Here is a 22,998-nt window from a genome sequence, read left to right on the forward strand (position 1 = left end):
AGAATACTTTCAATTACACTAATTTTGCAAATAGATTTTTCTCGACTTTTTACTGAAAATACATTTGTTTCGGATGACCCTCAATGTCTTTGCCTAAAATGCTTACCAATATACAAAAAAGTTGAGTGGTGCGGATAGGATAGAATGAGCCAGCTGTGTAAAGTTTTGAGGCACTGCTTGAGGACATTATTGCCAGTAAGTGCAGGAGAGAACCTCTATTAAGCATTAAAGTGTCTACCTCTACATATTTTAGGTAAAAAGGATAGTAACATGATGTGTTCACCATGTTACTATCCAATATCAAATAAGTTTCACTCCCCATACCCCGGTTTCCCCAGCATCTCAAACATATTCTGCTTATATGCTTCCACCCCTGGTTGGTCAAATGGATTAACACCAAGTAAATACCCACTTACTGCACAGGCTTTTTCAAAGAAATACACCATATACCCAAATGTGTACGCGTCGATGATTGGCAAATCAATCACTAGGTTTGGAACTCCACCATCGATATGTGCCTTTAATGTTGCTTCGCTTGCGGTTATATTTATTTCATGTAACGATTTTCCAACGAGATAATTGAGGCCATCGAGATCGTTTTCTTCCCGTTCTACATAAAGATCTTTTTCTTCGAACTGTACTCGTAATACCGTTTCAAACAAATTCCGTCGTCCTTCTTGGATGTATTGTCCTAAGGAATGCAAGTCGGTTGTAAAGGTAGCGGCTGTTGGAAAAATGCCTTTTCCTTCTTTCCCTTCACTTTCTCCGAATAACTGCACCCACCAATCGGAAAAGAAGCGCAACTTCGGATCATAGTTTGCTAGAATCTCTGTTGTAAAGCCTTTTTCATATAAAATATTTCGAATCGCCGCATATTGATAAGCAGGATTCTCGGAAAGCTCAGACACACTCAAATCCTCCGTCGCTTCCTTTGCGCCTCTTAAAACATCATCAATCGCAATGCCACTCACAGACATTGGTAATAGACCTACAGGCGTGAGGACAGAATAGCGTCCTCCAATATCGTCAGGGATAACAAACGTTTCATACCCTTCCTCATCTGCGAGTGTCTTTAAGGCACCTTTTTCTTTATCTGTTGTCGCATAAATTCGTTTACTTGCCTCTTCTTTTCCGTACTTCTCTTCCAAAAATTTACGGAAGATCCGAAAGGCAATTGCCGGTTCCGTTGTTGTCCCACTTTTTGAAATGACGTTAATGGAAACATCTTTATCCTTAATGACCGATAATAATTCTTGTTTATATGTAGCACTTATATGTTGACCAACGAAAAATACATGTGGTGTTTTTCGTTCTTCTTTTGACAGCATATCACTAAATGAATGGGTTAACATTTGAATCGCTGCTTGAGCCCCTAAATAAGATCCGCCAATTCCGATCACAATTAAAACATCCGAATCTTGTTGAATTTTTTCTGTAGCCGCCTTAATCCGCTTTAGTTCAGCAGGGTCTTGTTCCAAATGTAGCCATCCTAGATACTCATTTCCCTGGCCGGTTTTTTTATGTAACTTTTTATGCGCCTCTAACACACGATTACGATAATTTTCTATTTCTTTTTGTTCGATAAAAGCTGATACACCTTGATACGAAAAAGATAAACCTAACATTATTATTCTCCTTATTTAAACTTCAGTTTAGTTAAGAACTAATACTCCCACTCTTTCCATCACTGCTGCCTGCAACTCTTGCAACGCCTGCTCACTTTCTGCCAGCGATGCTTCTTTTACTCCAAAGTAAAATTTGATCTTAGGTTCAGTTCCTGATGGTCTAATACAGAACCAAGCACCGTTCTCTAACTTATACTTTAACACATTAGATTTTGGCAAAGTAATGGTTTCTGTTCTTTCTTCTTCTAATACTACTCGTTCGCTGCTTAAGTAATCTTCCGTCGCCAACACTTGTTTACCTGCAATTTCTATTGGAGGGTTTTCACGGAAGTCATTTAAAATATACGAAATTTTCTCCACGCCTGCTTTTCCTTCTAACGTAAGTGATGTTAGTCCTTCTTTATAGAAACCATATTTCTTGAAAATTTCATTCAACGCGTCTAACAATGTTTTATTTTTCACTTTATAGAATGCAGCAGCTTCTGCAATTAATAGACATGCTTGGACTGCATCTTTATCACGGACAAAATCACCGATAAGGTATCCATAGCTTTCTTCGTAACCAAGTAAAAATGTCCGATCGCCCGTCTCTTCAAATTCTTTAATTTTTTCACTAATGTATTTAAATCCTGTCAAAACATCTATCGTTTCTATTCCGTGTGCCTCCGCAATGTCTCTTCCCAGTTCAGAGGTTACGATTGTTTTTAGAACCGCCCCATTTTGGGGTAGCTCATTTCTCGCTTGTTTTTGTGTAATTAAATAATGTAGTAAAAGTGCTCCAATTTGATTTCCAGTTAATAATTTATACCCTGTCCCACTTTTCACCGCAACTCCCATTCGGTCCGTATCCGGGTCTGTGGCAAGTAAAATATCGGCATCATTTTTTTCACCATATTTCATCGCCAAGGAAAATGCAGCAGGTTCTTCCGGATTCGGATAATCTACCGTAGAAAAGTTCGGGTCTGGTAATTCCTGTTCTTTTACTATTTGGACATTTGTAAAGCCAATTAATGCTAATCCTTCTCTTACGGGACGATTTCCTGTGCCGTGAATTGGTGTATAAACTATTTTAAAATCTGCAGCTACTTGTTTGATTACTTTTGGATTAGCAACTAATGTTTGTAATTGTTTTAAATACGCCACATCAACAGTTTGTCCAATCATTTTTAAAAGTCCCGCTTCAAGTAAAGCCTCTTCGTCAGCAACTGGAATCTCCAATTCATTTTCAACCTCATTTACCTTCTGAACAATAACATCCGCATCCGCTGAGGCAAACTGTGCACCGTCCGTGCCATATACTTTAAAGCCATTATACTCTGACGGGTTATGACTGGCCGTAATGACAATTCCACTATAGGCATGCAAATATCTTACAGCAAAAGATAATTCAGGTGTTGTGCGCAAACTTTCAAAGACATAAACTTGAATACCATGATAACCTAGCGTTTTTGCTGCTTCCATCGCAAATTCATATGATTTATGTCGTGAATCATACGCAATGACAACCCCACGTGTTTTCGCTTCATCACCGTTAGCCTCGATATATCGTGCTAAACCTTCTGCAGCTTTACGAACCGTATAAATATTCATCCTGTTCGTACCCGGTCCAATGATACCTCTCATTCCACCAGTACCAAATTCTACATGTTTATAAAAGCTATCTTCTAGTTGAATAGGATCATCTTCAAGTTCTTGCAGCTGTTGTTTTAATTCAGCTTCTAAACCGGAAAAACCGTACCATCTTTTATATTCACTTTCCCAATTCACTGTAAAACCCCCACTAACTTAGTAACTCCATTCATTATATATCATAGGCAGCGTTTTTAAAATGCAAAAAACGTAAGATCCATAATCTGATCCCCTAAGCTTTTTAAGGTGAGCTGCCTCTTAATTTAAAACTTATACCTTCATTAAAATATTCTGTATCCAAAAAATCACCCATACTAAGACAGAGTGATTGCATACATCTAGTTATTAAAAAATTCCGCATTGTATTTCATATTTGTTGTCGATCACAAAAAGATCGCATCGACTTTCTTCTTCCAATCCTTCCAAAGGAAATTGTATTTATTAATGTAGCATATTGTAAAAGTGTTCTTAAAATAAATTAGGGAGGTGGATTTGGATTCTATTTCTACTCCAATTCCTGTAAAATTTAAAAATGGATGATATTACTGAAATAATACACATCAATTTCATAAAGATGTATCAGAAATCGATCAATCTTTAAATCTTAAAAAACGTGGTGTATATCACGCCATTGTAACATCATAATTTATAAAAGAACTATCTAATCGCTAACATTATTTCGATTAGATAGTTCTTTTCATTTCCCATTTTCAGCAATTCTCTAAAGAAGAAACGGGCGAGGGAATGCACAACGCACGGATTCATGCTATTACTGGGCGAAGGAGCGCCCAACGAACGGATTCATGAGAGTCCCAATAAATCTGACCTCTTCACCCAACTATACAACTCTTTTAACAACACCCGATCCGCTTTCACTTGCTGAACGGTATAGCTTTTATTTTTATACCGAGACGGGATCTTTTCCCCTGTTGCGTACCTGCTCGCAGATTTACGTAACGTAACCTTACTCCCTACTTTTATTGTATTTACAGTCTTGTCCAGCTTCCTTAGTGCTGTACTTTCTATATCACGAATATGCACCCACGAATATAACTCCTTCAGCAACACCCGATTACTTCCACGCTGCATTACCGTATACGTTTTCCCTTTATACCGAGCAGGAATTCGTTCCCCTGTCGCATAGCGAGTAGCTGAATTTTTTAACACGACTTTATTATTCAGGCTCACACTTGTATTCGACGTTTGATAAGTTGATTTCCCGGCTCCCACCACTTTTTTCACCTTGGCGACATCGGCTTCAGCCCTTACTTTACGGATAAACTTATTCCAATTCATCCCTTTATGCCCCTGTCGCATTAACCTCGGACAATTTTTACCGCTCCAATGATTATGCTGCTTAATCTCTTTAATTGAAGGATACGTTTTCAACAAAAACTTGTACAATTCAATCGTATTGGCAATCGTTTTCAAGTAATCTCCATCCTTATTTACACAACGTTCCACCGCAATCGAATGATAATTGCCACTTCGAGTGCCCGCATGAAACGCCACTTCATCCACTGGTATCGACTGATACACTTCCGGCTCATCATCTACCTGAAAATGCCAACTTGCCTGCCGCCTATTCCCATTCTTCTGTAGCAAAGCATGCGCCCGCGCGTTCGCCCTCACATTCGTATTATCTGTTTCATGATCCGTGATCGACGTCGGCGTCATCTTTATCCCCGGGCGCGTAAACGTATTACTCTTCGGGATAAACATTTGAATAATTTCGATAGACATATAGAAATCCCCTTTCAATTACAATTTCTCCTTCGTTCTATCTATCGAATAAACGCCTACAAACGTGTCATCGTCCTTTGATTTGATTTTCTTTTTTATAAAATTCGCTCCTAACGAAGAACATTATAGAACGATAGAGTAACGCACCATCCAAACTTAATAGAACATTAATTGCCAGCTTAAATTTGAAGGTAAAACGACAGACATAAAAAGATAACATAATACAACCGCTCCCGTACAATGCCAAAAAAACCCTTTTTTCCAATGCTTAAGATGGTTTTCATGTTTTTAAAAAATTTTTTTGAAAGAAGCACTATTATTCCAATCCTGTCCTTATCAATTAACGTTTAAAGTGACGAATCAATTCATGTAATTCCAAGGCCAAGTATCCGTTTTTCGTATATATTCTAAATTAGCCTATCTATTATCTACTTTTTCCGGATACATATCATGCTTGAACATTCTTTCTCTCGCCATCTCTTCATAAATAGTATTTGGCTTTCCATAGTTGCAATAAGGATCAATAGAAATTCCACCACGAGGTGTAAACTTAGCCCAAACTTCGATATATTTTGGATCTAATAATCTAATTAAATCTTTCATGATCGTGTTAGCACAATCTTCATGATAACCCCCATAATTTCGAAAACTTACCATATACAGCTTTAACGACTTACTTTCTACCATTTTCACATCTGGAATATACGAAAGATAAATCGTAGCAAAATCGGGCTGTCCTGTTAGTGGGCATAGACTTGTAAATTCGGGAATATTGAATTTTACAAAATAATCATATTCCGGATGCTGATTCTCAAATGTTTCCAAAATATTGGGATTGTATTGATAATTGTAGCTAGTACCTTGATTTCCCAGTAATGTTAAATTCTTTGTGTCACTTTCTCGCATGTTTTATTCTCCTCCCATTTAATGTCTGTAATATTTGGTTCATAAAGATCCATTTTAATAACGACTTGTCTGATTCCACCAGCAACTACTAATTGCATCACTACTTTAGCAACCCATTGTCCTATAATGGCGTATGGCACTAATCCCCAGGGGACAAACGCTAGTCCAAGAGGACCAATTCCAATGATGACAAAAACTGCTGAGTCCAAAAATCCCGCTACGACTCCTGAATACATTACTCTTTTTACAAACGGGAATTTAAATCGTGTGTAAATTTCTGTATCAGCTGTCTCTGAAATAATAAAACTTAACATACTTGCAAATACGACCCATAATGGATCACCTAATAAATAACTAGAAAGCGCAGATAATATAAGCGCTAGTCCAATTAATAAATATGTTCTCAATCTACCAAATCTATTTTGCACCATGTCTCTCATGACAAGTGTTAACCCAATGAGCAAAGTACCATAAGGAATGATAAGTGGTCCTAGTTCTAAGGGAGCAAATCTTGCTGTAATAACGTTAGCTAAAATAATAGATAATAAATAGATTGCTATTCTAATCATAAAACATGCCCCCTTAAATAAGTTTGTAACCCTTCATTTCTTAGCTTACAAGCAGGGCATGTACCACAACCGTCTCCAATAATACCGTTATAGCAAGTCAACGTGTTTTCTCTAATATACTCTAGACGTCCCATCTGATCTGCCATTTCCCAAACCTCTGATTTGTCTTTCCACATGAGTGGCGTAATCAGTTTAAATTGCTCAGCCATTGCCAGATTTAATGTTTCGTTTAATGACTGAATAAATCCATTTCGGCAATCAGGATATCCACTGAATTCCGTTTCACTAACTCCTATAATAATATTTTTTATACCGATTGTTTTTGCATAAATAGCAGCAAAAGAAAGAAAAATATGATTCCTTCCTTCTACATATGTATTCGGAACTTCTCCTTCTTCAATTTCCATTTCCTTTCTTGTCAAAGCATTTTCAGTTAATTGATTCAGCAGATCCATCTGAATAATTTTCTGATTGACACCGAGGTCTTTTGCTATTTTTCCGGCACATTCGACCTCCAATTTATGTCTTTGACCATACAAAAAAGTGACGGTTTCTATCTTCTTGAATTCTTCCAATGCCCATAACAAGCATGTGGTTGAATCCTGCCCGCCACTAAATACAACTATTGCTTTTTCCATTATACATTCCTCCATAGTTTTTATTTAAGAGGGGATGGTTTCGAACCCTCTATGCGGAAATTAAGTGAATCCTAAATAGTAGATACTCCTATTAAGAAATCAACATTTTTATTCCAGCTAAAAATATACACGTAAAAGCTTATCTTTTCAAATCATTGCTTTATATTTTCGTTTAACTTTATTATATTATATTTCAAATATACTCAAACCCTTAGTATTTTAAAACTCGGAAATCTTTGACAAATTATTTAACTCTAGTTTTCTTCGTAATATTTCTTTTTTCAACATCAATTGAAAATCATCGTCTAGTTTAAGTTCAATCGCTTTATTATACGCTTCAATTATTAAGTCATTAGATAAGTTTTCCACGTTATACAATTCTCCTATTCTGATCATTTTTCTATAAAAAAACATTGTTTTTAACAATTATGTACTATTTCGTTGTAAAATTCAGATAATTGTCTTTAAATACTTACTTATTTTTACAGATCACATCCCTATTAACAAATAAATGATATTGTTATGTTATATAATGATACTATTTGTTATTTTTTCACTAACTAACACATTAACTGCATTATATATAAGTATTTATTCTTAATGTTAAATTACAAGTATTAATTGTTTTTATATTCTATAAACAATGTTTAGTTGTATAATTCCCCTATACAGTGAGGTTGTTGTAAATGCATTCATTTGGAGAAAGACTTAAAGAGTTGCGTGATGAATTTGGCTATGACCAAAAAGACATGGGGCAAAAACTAAATATGACTGCAAGTGCTTATGGTTATTATGAACAAGAGCGTAGTGAACCTTCTTTGGAAACGCTTGTTAAAATAGCCAATATTTTTAATGTTTCAACCGATTATCTACTTGGCTTGTCAAATATACGTAAATATCCAGTCCATCATTCAAAATCTGACAAACTATCATTTTCTGATGCAGAAATTGAGACGATACAAAAAATGATGGATATATCACTTCTTGAAGAACTAAGTAAAGATCCTTCCAGTAATGTTGCTCGTATTCACCGCTGTTGGCAATTTGTTAATCGTGAGCTGAAAATCCAAAACTAAAATTGGTAACTACAACACGACCACTATGTAATTAGATAGAAATAAAATCACAGTTAAGTGACAGAGAAGATACGGTTCTCATGCTTCGCAATCTGCACTTTATTTTCCAAAGAAACTTTAAACTTATTAGGGTTTTTACATCCAAAAAGACCGGCTCTACTAGTTGCACCACGCTAATAGAACCAGTCTTCACCTTTTCCTGAAGCATATCCATTCTTTTTATCTACCGATAAAGCTCCCTCATCACCGATTGCTGCCTCTTGCTGTATGGTGTAAACATTTCTTTGAAAACTTCCCCGAATCCGTTCACCTATCGCATTAACTTAAAAAAAGTGTTACCGCTAGCATGATACTAATGTTTTATCCCTTTGAAGGTGAGTTTTTTACAAAACTTAGACAATTCGAAATAGATTAATACTTTTCCAGCTCATCATCAAGTCGAAAATTCCATAAGCCCGTCCAACCGGTTAATCTCTTTTAATTTTGGCAATGCCGGTATTCCACCTTTTTTAGTAGTTGTCAAAGCGCCTGCAGCGTTTACAAAACGAATATACTTGAATAAACTAGTGCTATTTAGATCATTTAAAGACTTAGCATGCTTGATATCTTATAAATAATAGAACCAAAAAACTGTCTCCTGCAGCGGTAGTATCCACTACATTAACTTGATAAATTGGAACAACCCCCGTTTCATCATTAAATCTAAAGAAACACCCCTTATTTCCTACCGTTACGAATATTAGATTAATCCCGTATTTCTCATTTAACAAATTTGATCCTTCTTTAAACTCATTAGTTTTTGTTAATAAATAGTGTTCTTCTTCTGATAATTTCAAGATATCTGTATAATATAAACCTTTTTCTATTTGCTTCTTCGCTGACAGTCTGTCATCCCATAGACTCTGACGAAAATTTGGATCATAAGAAATTATTTTCTTTAGACAGCGATAAAAATTTCCCTGGGATTCTCTTTGAAATGAACTTAAATTAGACAAGGTAAAAGATTGGCTGTGGTGGGGAGCCGGCGAAGGGTATGGATCGAAATTCCGGTATCAAAGCGAAATTGATTATACGTCGCCTTTACTGTGAACGCTGTCATGAAATTCATCATGAATTACCGGATGTGTTAGTTCCTTATAAGCGTTACGGGGTAGGAAGTATGGAACAGGTTCTCGATGATAGGGTGGCAGATGTATCGGCAGATGAATCGACATTGAGGCGCTGGCGTGAATGATTTGGAATTTAGGGACCTTATGCAGTAAGGTCTTCATTTCAATGGTCGAGCGCTTTCAATTGGACATATCTGTGGGGTGCACGTCCAATCCTCCACGGACCGTACTCCAACGAATCAGACGTAAAGGTAAGTCAATAGGAGGATGGCTGGCAAAAGTTGTCCATCCCATTGTGAATGTTCTTTTATGAATACAGACCCGTTCTGCATTCCTGTCCAACAGCTCTTGAGATAGACTCATGTTAATTCGATGAAATGAGGATTATTTAACATGAGGGATCAAAAGAAAGCACAGGAAATCGCTGCTAAACGGTACAATTACTGTCCCCATTGTTGGCAGATAGCTTAGATGCTGCCAAAGCCAGACAAATCAGAAGGCAAATTTGTGAGACAAGCGGATTATCAGAACGAACGATTCGAATGTACTTGGCACAATATCGTAAAGCTGGCTTTGAAGGACTAAAACCAAAAGGAAAAGGCACAAAATCAAAAGAACATATTGTATCTAATTTATTTTAATAGATCATAACCCCTTAATAAACCAATATAAATCATATCTAACTATTGTTAAGAATTACATAAACTTTTGTGAAGAAACTGTAGATGTTATTACTCATTTTATCATAGGTACAAAAGATAAAAACGAAGCTATGAATAGTTTCCTAAACGAGACAATAAAGGAAAACTTTCAATTTCGTCTTTTGGTACAAGTTCCCTCTCCCTATGGTACATTGAATTAAAAAGGGGGTTTCTAAGATGAAGCAATCAAGCAGATTTTTGAAATTTATAGGTGGCCGTGATTTATTTTACATATTAGCATTTTTAATACTGATCGGTATTACCATTGCTATTTATAGGAATATTTCATTCATCTTTCATCCAATTGAAGTAATCTTTTCAACTGTTGCTCCACCAGTTATTTTAGCTTTTATTGCCTATTATCTGTTGAATCCAATTGTAAATCTCTTTGAGCACTGGCGCATTAAGCGTTTATGGGGAATTACCATTATCATTTTAGGTATAAGTGGGCTTTTGACTGGGATCATTCTACTTACTGCCCCGGCAATTGAAACGCAATCAAAAGACTTAATAAGCAACTTCCCGAACTATTTAAGTCAACTGGGGGCAGATATAACTTCATGGTTTCAAAACTCATTCCTCGGACCTTACTATGATGAAGGTTATAATTGGTTGGTAAGTACCTTAGGCGATATACTGCAAGTCATCGGAACTCATATAGATGGCGGATTTCAGGGAGTAAAAAATGTAGCGAACATTATTACAAGTATAGTAGTTGTAATCATTACATTTCCCATTATATTGTTCTTTCTCTTAAAGGATGGAAAAAAATTCAAAAGCTTTTCTTTGAAATTATTACCTCCTAAATTTAGAAAGGATGCAAAGGAAATTCTGGATACTATGGATACTCAGGTTGGTTCCTATATCCGGGGCCAAATCGTCGTGGCGACAGTTATTGGAATTCTTCTGTATATCGGTTATTTAATCATTGGCCTGGAATATGCCATTACACTTTCGGTCATTGCTGCCGTTACTAGTGTTGTCCCTTATCTTGGACCGACAATAGCTATTATTCCAGCAATTATCATTGCAATTATCGACTCCCCCTTTATGCTAGTTAAATTAGCTATAGTCTGGGCGGCAGTCCAATTTCTAGAAGGGAATTTCGTTTCACCAAATATTATGGGGAAAACCATGAAAATCCACCCATTGACCATTATTATCGTTTTACTAGTGGCAGGGAATTTATTTGGTATTGTTGGAGTTATACTTGGTATACCTGGCTATGCCATTTTGAAAGTGATCATTACCTATCTATTTGACAAGTTTAAGAGAAGCTATAACAAATATTATGGCGAAGATGAAGGTCCTTATGAGCTTTCAGAAAAGGGAATGAATGAGGAATGACGAGACGTTTGGAATAACTTCCCTGCGTCTAACCTTTTTCTAGTAACTGTTTTCGGTGTTTGTGATAGGTATCGTTTGTTTTGATTCGTAGTTCATCCATCATTATTTCAGCGCAAGGAAAGGCGCTTCTTTTCCCATCCTTTCCTACTCCTGCGAATGAACAAATGTATACGTAAATACGGCATACATAACGAAAATAAATCAGATAATTACCGTTCTAGACCTTAAATATCAGTTGCATTGTTTTTTTCCTCAGCAGTGTCTGCAGGGGAATTGCCTGTGGTTGGCAAATGTACTTCTTGTAGTTTTTTATTCTCTAACATAAGTGTTTGGTTTTTAGTGGTGAGACTTTTAATCTGTTTATTGAGATTAAATTGTTTTACAAGGGCAATCATTGTTGCTATTATTGCTCCAAATGCCGTTGTAATAATAATGATTAGAGCCAAGGAGATTTCATACTGTGTGAAAAAGACTGTCACAGGGACTGCTGCAGCGTTTGTAACCGCAAAAATCACTACTATAATTGAAACTATTAGAGATAAAATAAAGTATTTTTGCATAGACTCATCAACCTTCCTTATATATTTTCTTAATTTAATTAATTATGACCGTTTCTAGTTTTTAAATTCCCCTGGTTTTCTCTCTTATAATTACCTCTTTTCATTCATATTCCTCTAATCGGCAAAAGTATCTTTTTCCCTTTAATTATACTTAGCAAAACTACAATTCACCGCACGCAATTACGAAAAGAATATGGATTAATCCGCCCATTGTATATGCAGTATCTACGCCAAGAAGCCATAAGACTATGAATATTATAGTTATTGCCCATAAACATGTTTCAACATGCTCCCTTTAATTATGAATGTCCAGCAAGTGCGGCTTGCTGGACAAAATAGTCTATGAATTCCAGGTGCTATGTGGTGCACAAACCATAAAAGGTATTAGAACCTGTAATTAATGAAATTTCCTTTGTGGGTTTCTTATTTCACAGATCTTTTAAGTTCTTTCAATTATTCTTAGCAGTTTTATGAATATCCTCTGTGATTTCAACGTAACCGTCCTTAATGTCCTCTTTTACATCATCCGTTTTTCCCTGAACGTTTTTGATGACATCATTTACTTTCTCTTCAACATGTGCTTCGGAATCTTTCACTGTTTCAGCAATAATTACTGCGGTATCCTTTACCTTCTCTACAACATGACCTGCGGAATCTTTCACCTTGCCTGCAGTTTGTGCCACCGAATCCTTCACCGTCTCTGCGTTTTTCTGGATTGTATCCTTAATTGTTTCTACAGTGTTTACAGCTTTCTTTTTTAAATCTTGTCGTGTCTCCTTTCCTGATTTTCGTGCAATAAGAACTCCAGATATTACACCTGCAGCGGCTATGGCTACAGCTACGGTTGCAATACCCATTCCAGCTACTAATATCTGCGCTACTTTTACCTTCTCTATCTCTCCAGTTTCTTTACTACTTAAACCGTCTTGTTCATTTTTCAAAGTCATTAAAAAAACCTCCTCATTTAAACCCCGTAATTTTAACCAACACGGGCTCTATTTGCTTTTCACCAATTCAGAGCTGATATGCTAGTTTAATATAAAAAAAAGGGTGTTAACTCTAATATAAGTGTTCACCCTTTGATTTTACTAATTAATTCTAATGTGCTGTGATTTATACTATTTCCTTCGTTTTCTAATGACTCAATAATCTTTGCAATATCTTTCTCGTCAAGACTTTTCAGATACTCAATAAACACTGAAAGCTTTTTATATTCAGTAATAGAAAACAATACTGCATCCGGTTGGTTATTTTTCAAAATAAATATCTTACCTAAACCTTCTGCTTTTTCCCTGCAAGCTTTATAATTCTTTATCATTTCAGAGTTAGAGACGATTGCTTTAGTTGAAATATTCATTTTAATATCCCTAGCCTTTTCTTTAGTATAGTTATATCATATAATAATATTAACTATTTGTCAAATTATAATTAGAATAATAATTGGAGTGAAAGTTGGAACAAATATACTTTAAAACATCTTAATTTTTAACGAAACATCTTTATTGTCATCAAACAACCAAAAAAGGAAAAGTATGCCATTTTTATTTACCATTACATTTGCGATGTGGAAAAAATTGAGCGTAAGTTCAACATCTAGTTTGCTTAGCGTATGCTTACGCTTTTTGTTGGTACAACCCCAATTACTTCTCCAGTATCTGATACACCAATTATTATGTAGCAATCCCTGTCATGAACTGTATTTACAAAACAAAGAATATCATGTAAGGGACTTTCATTGTCTTTGTGCCATTCTTGCTTGGAACCCCAACAATTACACGAAAGGATAATTTTAACATTATCTAATCATTTTTGTAGTTTAAAAATTATATGATACAATAAACTAATAATTATTCAGTACATGGAGTTATTAATAGATACAAAAAGGGAGGCAAGCAATGAAAAGATTAGTACTCTTATTTTCCACGTTCTTGCTAACAGTATTTATTGTTAGTGCATGTGGAGACAATAAAAAGGAAATAACAGAACAAGCAGATCAATCCGAAGCGAACGATGCGGAAAATAATACCTCAGAAGGAAATACGTATAATGGTTACCCAGACTTGATCACTTATATGGAAAAAGAACTAGAAGGAAAAGCGAACATGCTTTATGAAAATAGCGAAGCCCAAACACATGAAATGGAAGATGTTACAGTCACATTAGATTCTTATGTATTAGTCGAATTAAATGACTTTAACAATACAAACGCTGATGCCTTTGATGGTGAAAATGATGGGGCTGTCATTATCGCTCATTATACAATTGAAAATGAGCTAGATCATGACACATATTATATGCCACATCCTTATATGGAAATTCACGGTGCAGATCAAACATATAGCGATTATTATAAACTGCTGCCGGAGGAGGAACGATTAACCGAAAAGCTAAGTGACGAAAACGATTATTTAATAAAAGCGGGAGAAACAATTAGTGGTTATTATGGCTATGCATTTGGAAAAGAAACGTTAGATAAAGCTTTAGATTTATCAACAGTAACCGTTTATATTGGCGAACCACACTCCGAAAAAGGGAATGAAGTTGATTCCGTCTTTGGCAAACCGACTCAATTTACATTAAGTGTAAATGAGGATGGCGCAAAAAAGACTACCCAATGAAGTGTTTTATCATTATAAAGTAATAGTTGATGGCATGGGTGAAAAAACAATGCTGAAGGAAAAAAAGGATATTCATCTAAGTGAGCAGTTTGATGAAGTCACCGTTACATTAGACGGATATCAATTTACAGTATTCACTCCGAATTCAAGGATAGAAGATCATTTCACATCCTTTGACAATGGTATTGTTCTATTAACCGTAATATTTTTGATTGATAATGCTGGAAAAGAAGAAATGGGATTAGCCTCCATTAATTCACGGATCCATATAGGCGATGGCTCTGCCTGTGAGCTTAGTGATGGCTTCCTCCTATAACTTGGTGCACGTGACATTGTAAAGGTTAAAGAATCCAGTGAATTATTACAACTATTTGAAGGAGATATTGCTGCAAAATAGATCAAAATGGAATAGAGGAAATGTCAATAATGATAGGGGGTTGGATAAAAAGAATGGATAGAAAAACCTCCATTCTTTGGGATGCGAAACTTAAGTAAGTTTATAATAAGCAAGTTACCTTTTGTCAACATTTTCTAATAATTATTTATCTGAATTTACTTACTAAAATCTAAAGCGTTACCTCTTCCCCACTCTCCAGCCAAACCTTCTCTCCAAAATGCCGAATTTCGAGGCCATCTCCCTCGATAATCAAATAAGTCACACTATCCCTATCCAGATGGACTTTTAGTAATCTTCCCCGAAACTGTATCTTAAACTCTAATGAATTCCATTGTTCAGGTAAGGATGGAGCGAGTGATAAGCCGTCTTCCTTCACCCGCACTCCTGCAAACCCATAAACAATTGCAAGCCATGTACCGCCCATATTTGCCATATGAAGGCCATCTTTTGTGTTCCCATGTGTATTATCTAAATCAAGCCGAGCAGTCTCTAAGAAATAATCATATGCTTTTTCTTTATAGCCGAGCTTCGATGCCATAATACTAAACGCACAATGAGAAAGTGAGGAATCATGCGTTGTTATTTCCTCATAATAATCGTAGGATCTTTTCATTGTTTCGAAATCCTGTTCATCCTCCAGCAAGAAATGAGCTAGGACAGTATCCGCTTGCTTGCAAACTTGATAGCGATATAATGTTAGTGGATGATAATTTAATAGTAATGGAAATTTATCTGCTGGCGTGTTCTCTAAAACCCAACGCTGCTTTTGTAAAAAGGTATCATCCTGTGCATTGATTTTTAATTGCTCATCATATGGCAGATACATTTTCTCGCCCGCTTCCTGCCACTCCCCTGCTTCTTTTTGCGATATGTCCAGTTGCTCAACAAGCTTAGCCAAAACAACCGGCTCCGTTTCCTCAAGCAGATTGTACACCTTTGAAGCCCATATTAAATTATGCTTCGCCATTACATTTGTATAATAATTATTGTTCACAATACATGTATACTCATCCGGCCCGGTTACATCATCTATACGGAACTGACCATCCAGCATATGCCCTGTATCCATCCACAATCTTGCTGTTTCGAATAAAACCTCTGCCATATTATCCTTTAGAAAGGCTTCATCCTTCGTTACTAAATAATACTGAATATAGCTATAAGCAATATCAGCACTAATATGATACTGGGCGGTGCCTGCCGGGAAAAATGCAGAGCTCTCTGGTCCAGTAATTGTACGCCATGGGAATAATGCGCCTTTATTATGTCCCATCTCACGTGCTCTTTTGCGGGCACTATCCAGAAGAGAGTAACGATGTAGTAAGAGATTTTTGGCAATCTCCGCATCTGTCATTAGGAAAACTGGAAAAATATAAATTTCCGTATCCCAGAAATAATGACCTTCATAGCCTTCTCCTGAAAGTCCTTTGGCTGAGATATTGCTGTAAGAATCCTTCCCGACAGACTGTAGCAGCTGATAAATATTAAAACGGATGCCACTTTGGAGAGCCGTGTCTCCATCAATTAATATATCCGCCTTTTTCCAGAATTGATCCAGATAAGCTTGCTGTGCTTGCAATAAATCTGCGAAATTTTTACCTTCAATTTGCCGATGAATAGCAATCGCTTCTTCAATTAATGTGTCGCCATGACGGAATGTATCTGTATAAACATTATATTTTGTAAAGCGAATCGTGCCACATGCAGTATAAGTTTCCTTTATGCTGCTGTTCGTTTGTGTTGTATGGCAGGTGAATGATGAAGCTTCTATTACAGAGGAGGAAACACATGCAACCTCTAGCTTTGTTCCAGTTGTTCTATTTTTGATGATACTCAAATGTTCTTCTTTCTTTATATCCGCAACCTCTAACCGCTTCGCATGTCCGGAAGATATACGAGGATCATTTGGGTCGACAAAGTTTTTTACGTCACCAGCTAGTGTAGAAACAATTTTAATCTCATCTATCACACTAATTGGCTCTACCTTTAAATCAATTGCAAATAATTCTCTCGTCACGAAAGAAACGATTCTTCTGAAATGCAGTTTCACTTCTTTTCCATTAGGGGATTTCCAGTGAATCATCCGTTCCGCAAATCCTTTATCCATATGTAAATTACGCTCAAATGCAAGTACTTCACCAGAGAATAAATCAAATCGTTCTCCATCAAGATAAACTTCAATCGTTTGTCCATCTAAAATGTTAACAATTTTTTGCTGTTTCTCAGGAAACGCATATAATTTTTCCCCATAACTGATTTCTGTTTCATCATGAAACGCATTAATATATGTACCCCGAATAGATTTGAATGCAGCATCATAGCCTTCTTCAAAGTTTCCTCTCACTCCGAGATATCCATTTCCTAAAGAGAAAAGACTTTCATTGGTGAGCAAATTTTCATTGTCGAGCTCTGATTTTGTCAGTTTCCAGGTCATCCTTCTACCTCCTTATACTGCCATCCATTGCTGATATTTCCTGATAATCTCTGAAAAATTGAGCTGGGAGGTATCACGTACAACATAATCCGCTTCTCCTAAATATGCCACATCTCCGACACCAACCGAAAACATTGCTGCTTGGTTTAATGCCTCAACCCCTGAAGCGGCATCTTCAATACCAACGCATTGATCGTAAGGGATATTAAAATAATCTGCAGCAGTTGTAAACGTTTCAGGATTCGGTTTCCCTTTCGTTACTTTCGCTGCATCAACGAGATAATCAAAATATTGGATTAGACCGAGCTGCTCCAGGACAGCTTTCGCATTTCTACTTGAAGATCCAAGTGCAATTTTGATATTATTTGCTCTTATTTCTTTTAATAATGTCTCAATCCCCGGTAAAATATTTGCAGAACCGAGTGAATTGATTAATTCCTGATAATGCATATTCTTTCTTGTCGCTAAAGCTTCCAGCTCATCTGCTGTTCGTTGTTTGTTCGTTTGATCAAGCTCTAGAATTCGGTTCAATGACTCGATTCTGCCAATACCTTTTAATTGTTCATTAAAGTTCCGGTCAATTTGAATCCCAATTTCACTCGCCAGTTTTTTCCACGCTAAATAATGAAATTCTGAAGTGTCGGTAATGACACCATCTAAATCAAATATAAAAACTTTTGGGTCATCTGCCACCATTCTTAATCATCCCTTGCTTCACTTTATTCATTGCTGCTTTTTTCGCTCGCTTCGTAGGTCCAATGCTCTCACACTTTCTCGAATCATTAGTTTATGACCAACAAATACATGACGGTTCTCAACATTATTTTCCATCAATTTCTGCAATAAAATTGCAGACTCCCGCCCGATTTCTTCAAAGTCCTGATACACAGTCGTCAGCTTCGGATTTGAATAGTTGCTGAAAACAAGATCATCAAAGCCAGTAACTGAAATATCAGCTGGTATAGACAGGCCAACCTCTTTAATTGCTTTCATGACACCAAAAGCCATTAAATCACTAAAACAGAGAAAAGCGGTAGGACGTTTATCCTGTAGTATTTTTTTTGCTTGCTCATATGCCTTTTCCTCGGAAAAATCTGCATAGTGCACTGCTTCGTCCTCGAGCTCTCGCTGGTAGGAAGCAAAAGCCTTCTTCACGCCTTTCATTCGTTCTACATTAACATAGGTTTCTTTTACTCCTGCCATCACCACGATGTCACGGTGATTTCTCTCTAATAAATAAATAGCTATCTCCTTACTGGCCTTCACATTATCAATCGAAACACTTCCGATAAACTGGTTCTCTCTAGCTGTTACAATATCAACATAAACAACAGGCATATTTGTATCGATTAATTCTTTAAAATAGGGATCATCTGTACGAATCCCTTGCAAAATTGCCCCGCCTATATTTCTTTCACGGCAAAATTGTGCATAGCTCTTTTGCTTTTGCTTCTGGCTGTCAATCAGGAAAATGGATAATTCATATTGGTTCTCTTCAGCAGCAGTATATACGCCTTTAAAAATATCTAACGCATTTGTATCTTTTTCATTATTATTCAAAACCCCTGAGGAAATTAATCCAATCGTTCGCTGTTTTTTGGATGATAAATTTTTTGCTACGATATTTGGTGTATAGTTTAATTCTTTTGCAATCTTAAAAATACGCATGCGTGTTTTCTCATTTATATCTGTATAATTATTAAAAGCTTTTGAAACAACACTTACGGATACCCCAGCTTTTTTTGCAACATCTTTAATTGTAGCCAATCTTTTTACCTCTCCCTAAAATCAATTATTCTTTTCTATTAAAATCAACCTTGACTCTCTACAGTTTTTCGTTGAATTTTCAAAGCAAAACGATAAAATACATAGAATGAAAGCATAGCACTGGCAGTCCCTAGGAAAAACGGTAATAAAAACCATATCTCAACTATCGACGTAATTAGTATAAAATGAATAATCAATATAGAAAGGCATAATAATGGACTACCAATTGTAACAAAAAAAGCATGTTTAAAATAATCCTTTACTTTCATATGATAGTGAGTAAATATAGAAAAATAGTTGATATTCATTATAAATAAGCCAATACCACCGATTGCGAAAAGGATGATTAACAATTCATTTTTTCCATAGAAATATACAATGTCAATCATCCATACAAACCAAATGATTGCCCAAGCTATACCTGATAGTAAACTCTCTTTATAATTATCTTTAAAATAAGTAAAATAACTTTTTATTATTGATGGCTGTTCCTGCCTCATTATCCAATCACGTACAGTTGCATACATGGCAATCGTGCTAGGAAACAGCAGCAAAGGGAAAAATAATAGTGCTGGTAATGAATAAAGGAGGTTTCCAGTAAAATATTCATGCTGCAAGGCACTTATCACAATAATGAAGATTGGTAAATTCATGATAAACCATATTATATTTATTATTGTCAGCCGCATAAACCAATTTGCAAGTCTATGAAGTCCTCCCATAAAGCCTGATGATAACCCCATCTTTTTTATCCCTCCCTGTCGTCAGAATCCTTCAAACAAATGATGCTTTCACAAGGTTATTTCACTGCACCTTCTCCAATTCCTTCAATTATATGTCTTTGTGCTGATGCGTAAAAAATTACAATCGGAATAATCGTCAGCATCAATCCGGCCATCGCTAAATTCCATTGAATCGTAAATTCTCCAAAGAAATAAAAAGTTGATAATGGAATTGTTCGGAGTGCCGTATCACGCAAAACTAATGAAGGCAATAGATAGTCATTCCAAATACTGATGACATTGATAATTAAAACAGTCACAGTAATTGGCTTTAATATTGGAAAAATAACCCTCCAAAAGATGCCGAATTTCGATGCCCCATCGATTGTCGCCGCTTCTTCCAATGAAATCGGAATCGACTTAACAAAACCATGATACAGAAAAACAGAAATTGCCGAATTAAAGCCGACATGCATAAATATTAACCCCTCACGGCTATTGAGCATTGGGATACCTGTCGCACCCATAATATTATTCATCAGTTGAATTAATGGCATCATAATTGTCTGGAACGGGATAAGCATGGTAGCAATAAAACCCATAAAAATAATTCTGCTCAGAATATTATCATTTCTCGCTAACATCCAGGCTGTCATAGAAGACAAAATTACAATGATAATTACGGAAATAATTGTAATATAGAGCGAATTGCCAAGTGCACTCATAAAGTTCATTTTTTCCATTGCTTGTGCGTAATATTCTAAGCTGAATGAATCAGGAAATGCCAGCACATTTTCGTATAAACTCTGACGATCTTTAAATGAGTTTACGATAATGATATAGATAGGAGATAAAAATAGAAGTGCAACGATGAAGAGTAATACTTCTTGTGAAATTTTCCCTGCTCTTTTCATTGCATTTCTACCTCCCGTTTCTTCGTTATATATACCTGTGTCAGAGAAATAACCGCAATAATGATAAAGAAGATAACCGCTTTAGCCTGACCATATCCATAATTGGCATATCCAAAGATTTCATTATAAATATTCATTGCAAATAACTCTGTAGCATTTGCTGGTCCCCCACCAGTTAGCGATAGGTTCGTATCATAGATTTTAAATCCCAGAGATAATGTAAGGAATAAACTAATCGTAAACGATGGCATTAATAATGGGAAAATAATTCTGCGATTACGCTGCCAGAGACTGGCGCCATCAATTTTAGCCGCTTCAATCACTTCACCAGGAATACTTTGGATTCCGGCAATATAAATGATCATAATATACCCAGCCATCTGCCATGTAAATACAATTACGAGTGCATACAAGGCATAGTCCGGATGCATTAGCCAGTTGAAAAATATTGTATCTAAACCAGTCCATTCGCCTATCATTACAAATACATCAGAAAAGACAAATTTCCAAATATAACCTAATAGCAATCCACCGATTAAATAAGGCATGAAAACAAACGTGCGAGCAATATTCGCTGTTCGCAACTTTGAAGTTACAAGTAATGCAAAGGTAAGTCCAACAACGTTAACAGCAATTACTGCGAGAACTGTAAATTTAATTGTAATCCATGCTGAATCCAAAAAGCGGGAATCACTAAATAATTGAATATAATTTTCGATCCCGACAGGCATCATAGGATTACTTCTAATTCCATCCCATTCAAAAAAGGAATAAAAAATACCTATGATAAACGGCACAATAACAACAGTTACAAAGATTACTAGAAGCGGTACAACAAATAATGCATACCAGCCCCAATTTTTTCTTTTAGCCACGTCAAAACCTTCCTTCTCATAGTTTGAATCCGGAAATAATGGACGCGCCACCTGATGCGGGTGGCGTGTCCTGTGATTGAACTACTTTATTTTACTGATTTTTGCCATGCCACATCGAGGTTTTCAATAAATTCCTGTCCTGTCATTTCTTCATTTAAGAAGAAATCTTGTGCCGCAGGAGTCATATCATTTGGAACGACGTTCGCTGGATAATAGTTTTGCGCCCATGGAATGGTTTCTCCACTATTTGATGCTTCAAAAACTGCTTGTGACAATGGATCTAAATCATTTGCTTCGATGTTTGTCATTGCTGGTACGAAACCAAACTCTTCAACAATATAGCGTTGGCCAACCTCACTGGATACTAACCAATTTATAAAGTCGCTTGCCGCTTGAATTTCTGACTCATCTTTCGTACCGTTAATCGCCCAGTTATTACCAACACCAACAGCTAATTTATCATTTCCATTAAGGGGGAAAGGAAGCATGCCTACTTCAAAATCTAAATCATATTCTTCAAGCATTCCATATGCCCAGTTTCCTTGATGAATCATTGCTGTTTTTCCTGTTGCAAAGTCACCAATTTCTTCATCATATGTGACATCTAAAGGATTTTTTGTGTTTGCTTTAATTGCATCGAAAAATTCACCAAACTCCTGGAATTCTGGTGTCTCAGCCATTGTTACTTCTCCAGCTGATAATTGATCGATAAATTCAAAGTGATCGTCTTGTATAGAGAATGGATAGTTACTAATGTGGCCAATTAAAAAATAGGCATCTTGCGCAAGACCCAATCCATTAATTCCTTCATCATTAAGCTTTTCTAATGTACTTACAAATGAATCTAAATCTGCTACATCTTCCGGACTTACTAAATCCTTGTTATACACTAAACCAAAGCCCTCTACACCATATGGTACACCAACAACTTTTCCATCAAGTGCTAATTCCATGTTTGGTGCAATGTTTGCTACATAGTCTTCATCACTCATATCATAAAGATAAGATTCCAGCTTTTCTGCTTCTTTCACATGCTGCAGACTAAAAATAGATGGACCTTGATCCGTGTTCAATTGAATTTGCAGTTGTTGGAAGTAATCATCACCTGTTGTACCGACAACCTCTACTTCAACACCTGTTTCCTCAGTATATTCCTTTGCTAATGCCTGTAACTGATCAGATATTTCTACTTTACTTTGGAAAATCGTAATTTTATTTGCTGAACCTTCTTCAGCACCTTCATTATTTCCGTTGACACTATCATCTCCGCCACAAGCTGCCAAAATCAATAAAAATCCAATTACAATCAAGCTTGCTAATGTTTTCTTACTTGCCTTCATTTTAATGCCCCCTATCTTTAAATTTATA

25 protein-coding genes are annotated in these 22,998 nt (G+C 36.1%); 6 read left to right on the forward strand and 19 right to left on the reverse strand.

All coding sequences use genetic code 11. The features are described from left to right. Positions 1-311: 311 nt before the first annotated feature. The 7 genes from SPD89_RS13115 to sda form a co-directional block, all read right to left on the reverse strand. Positions 312-1,628: a glucose-6-phosphate isomerase gene (locus tag SPD89_RS13115; protein WP_442961157.1), complete on the reverse strand. Its 1,317-nt coding sequence runs from the start codon at positions 1,626-1,628 to the stop codon at positions 312-314. A gap of 24 nt (positions 1,629-1,652) precedes the next feature. Next, positions 1,653-3,392 carry a phospho-sugar mutase gene (locus SPD89_RS13120; protein ID WP_336262402.1) on the reverse strand — a complete coding sequence of 580 codons (1,740 nt, stop codon included), beginning with the start codon at positions 3,390-3,392 and terminating at the stop codon, positions 1,653-1,655. Between the two features lie 663 nt (positions 3,393-4,055). Next, entirely contained in the window at positions 4,056-4,997 is a 942-nt protein-coding gene (locus tag SPD89_RS13125) for a peptidoglycan recognition protein family protein (protein WP_336262403.1), read from the reverse strand. Between the two features lie 417 nt (positions 4,998-5,414). Beyond that, positions 5,415-5,903, reverse strand: coding sequence for a preQ(1) synthase (queF, locus tag SPD89_RS13130; RefSeq protein ID WP_336262404.1), 489 nt, complete (start codon positions 5,901-5,903; stop codon positions 5,415-5,417). Continuing rightward, positions 5,876-6,469 (reverse strand): VUT family protein, encoded by a 594-nt coding sequence (locus SPD89_RS13135; protein ID WP_336262454.1) that lies wholly within the window; start codon positions 6,467-6,469, stop codon positions 5,876-5,878. The genes queF and SPD89_RS13135 overlap by 28 nt, the downstream gene beginning before the upstream one ends. Continuing rightward, positions 6,469-7,125, reverse strand: coding sequence for a 7-cyano-7-deazaguanine synthase QueC (gene queC, locus SPD89_RS13140; RefSeq protein ID WP_336262406.1), 657 nt, complete (start codon positions 7,123-7,125; stop codon positions 6,469-6,471). Before queC ends, SPD89_RS13135 begins: the two co-directional genes overlap by 1 nt. Before the next feature lie 204 nt (positions 7,126-7,329). Beyond that, positions 7,330-7,479, reverse strand: coding sequence for a sporulation histidine kinase inhibitor Sda (gene sda, locus SPD89_RS13145; RefSeq protein ID WP_336262407.1), 150 nt, complete (start codon positions 7,477-7,479; stop codon positions 7,330-7,332). A gap of 317 nt (positions 7,480-7,796) precedes the next feature. On the opposite strand from sda, the gene SPD89_RS13150 reads away from it, so the two are divergent. After that, the gene (locus SPD89_RS13150) at positions 7,797-8,186 is read left to right on the forward strand and encodes a helix-turn-helix domain-containing protein (RefSeq protein WP_336262408.1); all 390 of its coding nucleotides are present in this window, start codon (positions 7,797-7,799) and stop codon (positions 8,184-8,186) included. A gap of 590 nt (positions 8,187-8,776) precedes the next feature. Here SPD89_RS13150 and SPD89_RS23095 read toward each other — a convergent pair. Further along, complete coding sequence (locus SPD89_RS23095; RefSeq protein ID WP_442961154.1) at positions 8,777-9,181, reverse strand: PfkB family carbohydrate kinase; 405 nt, start codon at positions 9,179-9,181, stop codon at positions 8,777-8,779. 38 nt (positions 9,182-9,219) lie between these two features. Here SPD89_RS23095 and SPD89_RS13155 point away from each other — a divergent pair, with 38 nt between their 5' ends. The 3 genes from SPD89_RS13155 (at position 9,220) to SPD89_RS13165 (ending at position 11,343) form a co-directional block, all read left to right on the forward strand. Beyond that, positions 9,220-9,420, forward strand: a complete 201-nt coding sequence (locus SPD89_RS13155; RefSeq protein WP_336262409.1) for a DUF6431 domain-containing protein — start codon at positions 9,220-9,222, stop codon at positions 9,418-9,420. A 330-nt stretch (positions 9,421-9,750) separates the two neighbouring features. Then, entirely contained in the window at positions 9,751-9,936 is a 186-nt protein-coding gene (locus SPD89_RS13160; RefSeq protein WP_336262410.1) for a helix-turn-helix domain-containing protein, read from the forward strand. A gap of 237 nt (positions 9,937-10,173) precedes the next feature. Beyond that, complete coding sequence (locus SPD89_RS13165) at positions 10,174-11,343, forward strand: AI-2E family transporter (RefSeq protein ID WP_336262411.1); 1,170 nt, start codon at positions 10,174-10,176, stop codon at positions 11,341-11,343. Between the two features lie 224 nt (positions 11,344-11,567). On the opposite strand, the gene SPD89_RS13170 is transcribed toward SPD89_RS13165, so the two are convergent. The 4 genes from SPD89_RS13170 to SPD89_RS13185 form a co-directional block, all read right to left on the reverse strand. Further along, a complete protein-coding gene (locus SPD89_RS13170) occupies positions 11,568-11,903 on the reverse strand; it encodes a LapA family protein (RefSeq protein ID WP_336262412.1) in 336 nt (111 codons plus the stop codon). A gap of 160 nt (positions 11,904-12,063) precedes the next feature. After that, a complete protein-coding gene (locus SPD89_RS13175; protein ID WP_336262455.1) occupies positions 12,064-12,168 on the reverse strand; it encodes a lmo0937 family membrane protein in 105 nt (34 codons plus the stop codon). Between the two features lie 184 nt (positions 12,169-12,352). Beyond that, positions 12,353-12,850: a YtxH domain-containing protein gene (locus SPD89_RS13180; RefSeq protein ID WP_336262413.1), complete on the reverse strand. Its 498-nt coding sequence runs from the start codon at positions 12,848-12,850 to the stop codon at positions 12,353-12,355. 125 nt (positions 12,851-12,975) lie between these two features. Further along, entirely contained in the window at positions 12,976-13,260 is a 285-nt protein-coding gene (locus tag SPD89_RS13185) for a hypothetical protein (protein ID WP_336262414.1), read from the reverse strand. A gap of 538 nt (positions 13,261-13,798) precedes the next feature. Between SPD89_RS13185 and SPD89_RS13190 the strand changes: the two genes are divergently transcribed. Continuing rightward, positions 13,799-14,521: a DUF5068 domain-containing protein gene (locus SPD89_RS13190; protein WP_336262415.1), complete on the forward strand. Its 723-nt coding sequence runs from the start codon at positions 13,799-13,801 to the stop codon at positions 14,519-14,521. Next, positions 14,496-14,837, forward strand: coding sequence for a hypothetical protein (locus SPD89_RS13195; protein WP_336262416.1), 342 nt, complete (start codon positions 14,496-14,498; stop codon positions 14,835-14,837). Before SPD89_RS13190 ends, SPD89_RS13195 begins: the two co-directional genes overlap by 26 nt. Before the next feature lie 250 nt (positions 14,838-15,087). Here SPD89_RS13195 and SPD89_RS13200 read toward each other — a convergent pair whose 3' ends face one another. The 7 genes from SPD89_RS13200 to SPD89_RS13230 form a co-directional block, all read right to left on the reverse strand. Next, positions 15,088-17,352, reverse strand: a complete 2,265-nt coding sequence (locus SPD89_RS13200) for a glycoside hydrolase family 65 protein (RefSeq protein WP_336262417.1) — start codon at positions 17,350-17,352, stop codon at positions 15,088-15,090. A gap of 12 nt (positions 17,353-17,364) precedes the next feature. Then, positions 17,365-18,048 (reverse strand): beta-phosphoglucomutase, encoded by a 684-nt coding sequence (pgmB, locus tag SPD89_RS13205; protein WP_336262418.1) that lies wholly within the window; start codon positions 18,046-18,048, stop codon positions 17,365-17,367. A 27-nt stretch (positions 18,049-18,075) separates the two neighbouring features. Then, complete coding sequence (locus tag SPD89_RS13210; protein WP_336262419.1) at positions 18,076-19,119, reverse strand: LacI family DNA-binding transcriptional regulator; 1,044 nt, start codon at positions 19,117-19,119, stop codon at positions 18,076-18,078. 44 nt (positions 19,120-19,163) lie between these two features. Continuing rightward, on the reverse strand, positions 19,164-19,862 hold the full coding sequence (locus SPD89_RS13215; RefSeq protein WP_336262420.1) for a YesL family protein: 699 nt from the start codon (positions 19,860-19,862) through the stop codon (positions 19,164-19,166). Between the two features lie 56 nt (positions 19,863-19,918). Then, positions 19,919-20,755 carry a carbohydrate ABC transporter permease gene (locus tag SPD89_RS13220; protein WP_336262421.1) on the reverse strand — a complete coding sequence of 279 codons (837 nt, stop codon included), beginning with the start codon at positions 20,753-20,755 and terminating at the stop codon, positions 19,919-19,921. Further along, on the reverse strand, positions 20,752-21,630 hold the full coding sequence (locus SPD89_RS13225) for a carbohydrate ABC transporter permease (RefSeq protein WP_336262422.1): 879 nt from the start codon (positions 21,628-21,630) through the stop codon (positions 20,752-20,754). Before SPD89_RS13225 ends, SPD89_RS13220 begins: the two co-directional genes overlap by 4 nt. A gap of 86 nt (positions 21,631-21,716) precedes the next feature. Then, a complete protein-coding gene (locus tag SPD89_RS13230) occupies positions 21,717-22,970 on the reverse strand; it encodes a sugar ABC transporter substrate-binding protein (RefSeq protein ID WP_336262423.1) in 1,254 nt (417 codons plus the stop codon). Between the last annotated feature and the right edge of the window lie 28 nt (positions 22,971-22,998).

Source organism: Pseudogracilibacillus sp. SO30301A (assembly GCF_037072025.1).
Classification (GTDB): Bacteria; Bacillota; Bacilli; order Bacillales; family Amphibacillaceae; genus Pseudogracilibacillus.

Excerpts from the sequence above, each read along its gene's own strand:
- SPD89_RS13230 (WP_336262423.1), bottom strand. The coding sequence starts at position 22,970 with ATGAAGGCAAGTAAGAAAACATTAGCAAGCTTGATTGTAATTGGATTT.
- SPD89_RS13220 (WP_336262421.1), bottom strand. The coding sequence starts at position 20,755 with ATGAAAAGAGCAGGGAAAATTTCACAAGAAGTATTACTCTTCATCGTT.
- SPD89_RS13170 (WP_336262412.1), bottom strand. The coding sequence starts at position 11,903 with ATGCAAAAATACTTTATTTTATCTCTAATAGTTTCAATTATAGTAGTG.
- queC (WP_336262406.1), bottom strand. The coding sequence starts at position 7,125 with ATGGAGGAATGTATAATGGAAAAAGCAATAGTTGTATTTAGTGGCGGG.
- pgmB (WP_336262418.1), bottom strand. The coding sequence starts at position 18,048 with ATGGTGGCAGATGACCCAAAAGTTTTTATATTTGATTTAGATGGTGTC.
- SPD89_RS13165 (WP_336262411.1), top strand. The coding sequence starts at position 10,174 with ATGAAGCAATCAAGCAGATTTTTGAAATTTATAGGTGGCCGTGATTTA.
- queF (WP_336262404.1), bottom strand. The coding sequence starts at position 5,903 with ATGCGAGAAAGTGACACAAAGAATTTAACATTACTGGGAAATCAAGGT.
- SPD89_RS13155 (WP_336262409.1), top strand. The coding sequence starts at position 9,220 with ATGGATCGAAATTCCGGTATCAAAGCGAAATTGATTATACGTCGCCTT.
- SPD89_RS13215 (WP_336262420.1), bottom strand. The coding sequence starts at position 19,862 with ATGGGGTTATCATCAGGCTTTATGGGAGGACTTCATAGACTTGCAAAT.
- SPD89_RS13150 (WP_336262408.1), top strand. The coding sequence starts at position 7,797 with ATGCATTCATTTGGAGAAAGACTTAAAGAGTTGCGTGATGAATTTGGC.
- SPD89_RS13125 (WP_336262403.1), bottom strand. The coding sequence starts at position 4,997 with ATGTCTATCGAAATTATTCAAATGTTTATCCCGAAGAGTAATACGTTT.
- SPD89_RS13180 (WP_336262413.1), bottom strand. The coding sequence starts at position 12,850 with ATGACTTTGAAAAATGAACAAGACGGTTTAAGTAGTAAAGAAACTGGA.
- SPD89_RS13190 (WP_336262415.1), top strand. The coding sequence starts at position 13,799 with ATGAAAAGATTAGTACTCTTATTTTCCACGTTCTTGCTAACAGTATTT.
- SPD89_RS13200 (WP_336262417.1), bottom strand. The coding sequence starts at position 17,352 with ATGACCTGGAAACTGACAAAATCAGAGCTCGACAATGAAAATTTGCTC.
- SPD89_RS13195 (WP_336262416.1), top strand. The coding sequence starts at position 14,496 with ATGGCGCAAAAAAGACTACCCAATGAAGTGTTTTATCATTATAAAGTA.
- SPD89_RS13185 (WP_336262414.1), bottom strand. The coding sequence starts at position 13,260 with ATGAATATTTCAACTAAAGCAATCGTCTCTAACTCTGAAATGATAAAG.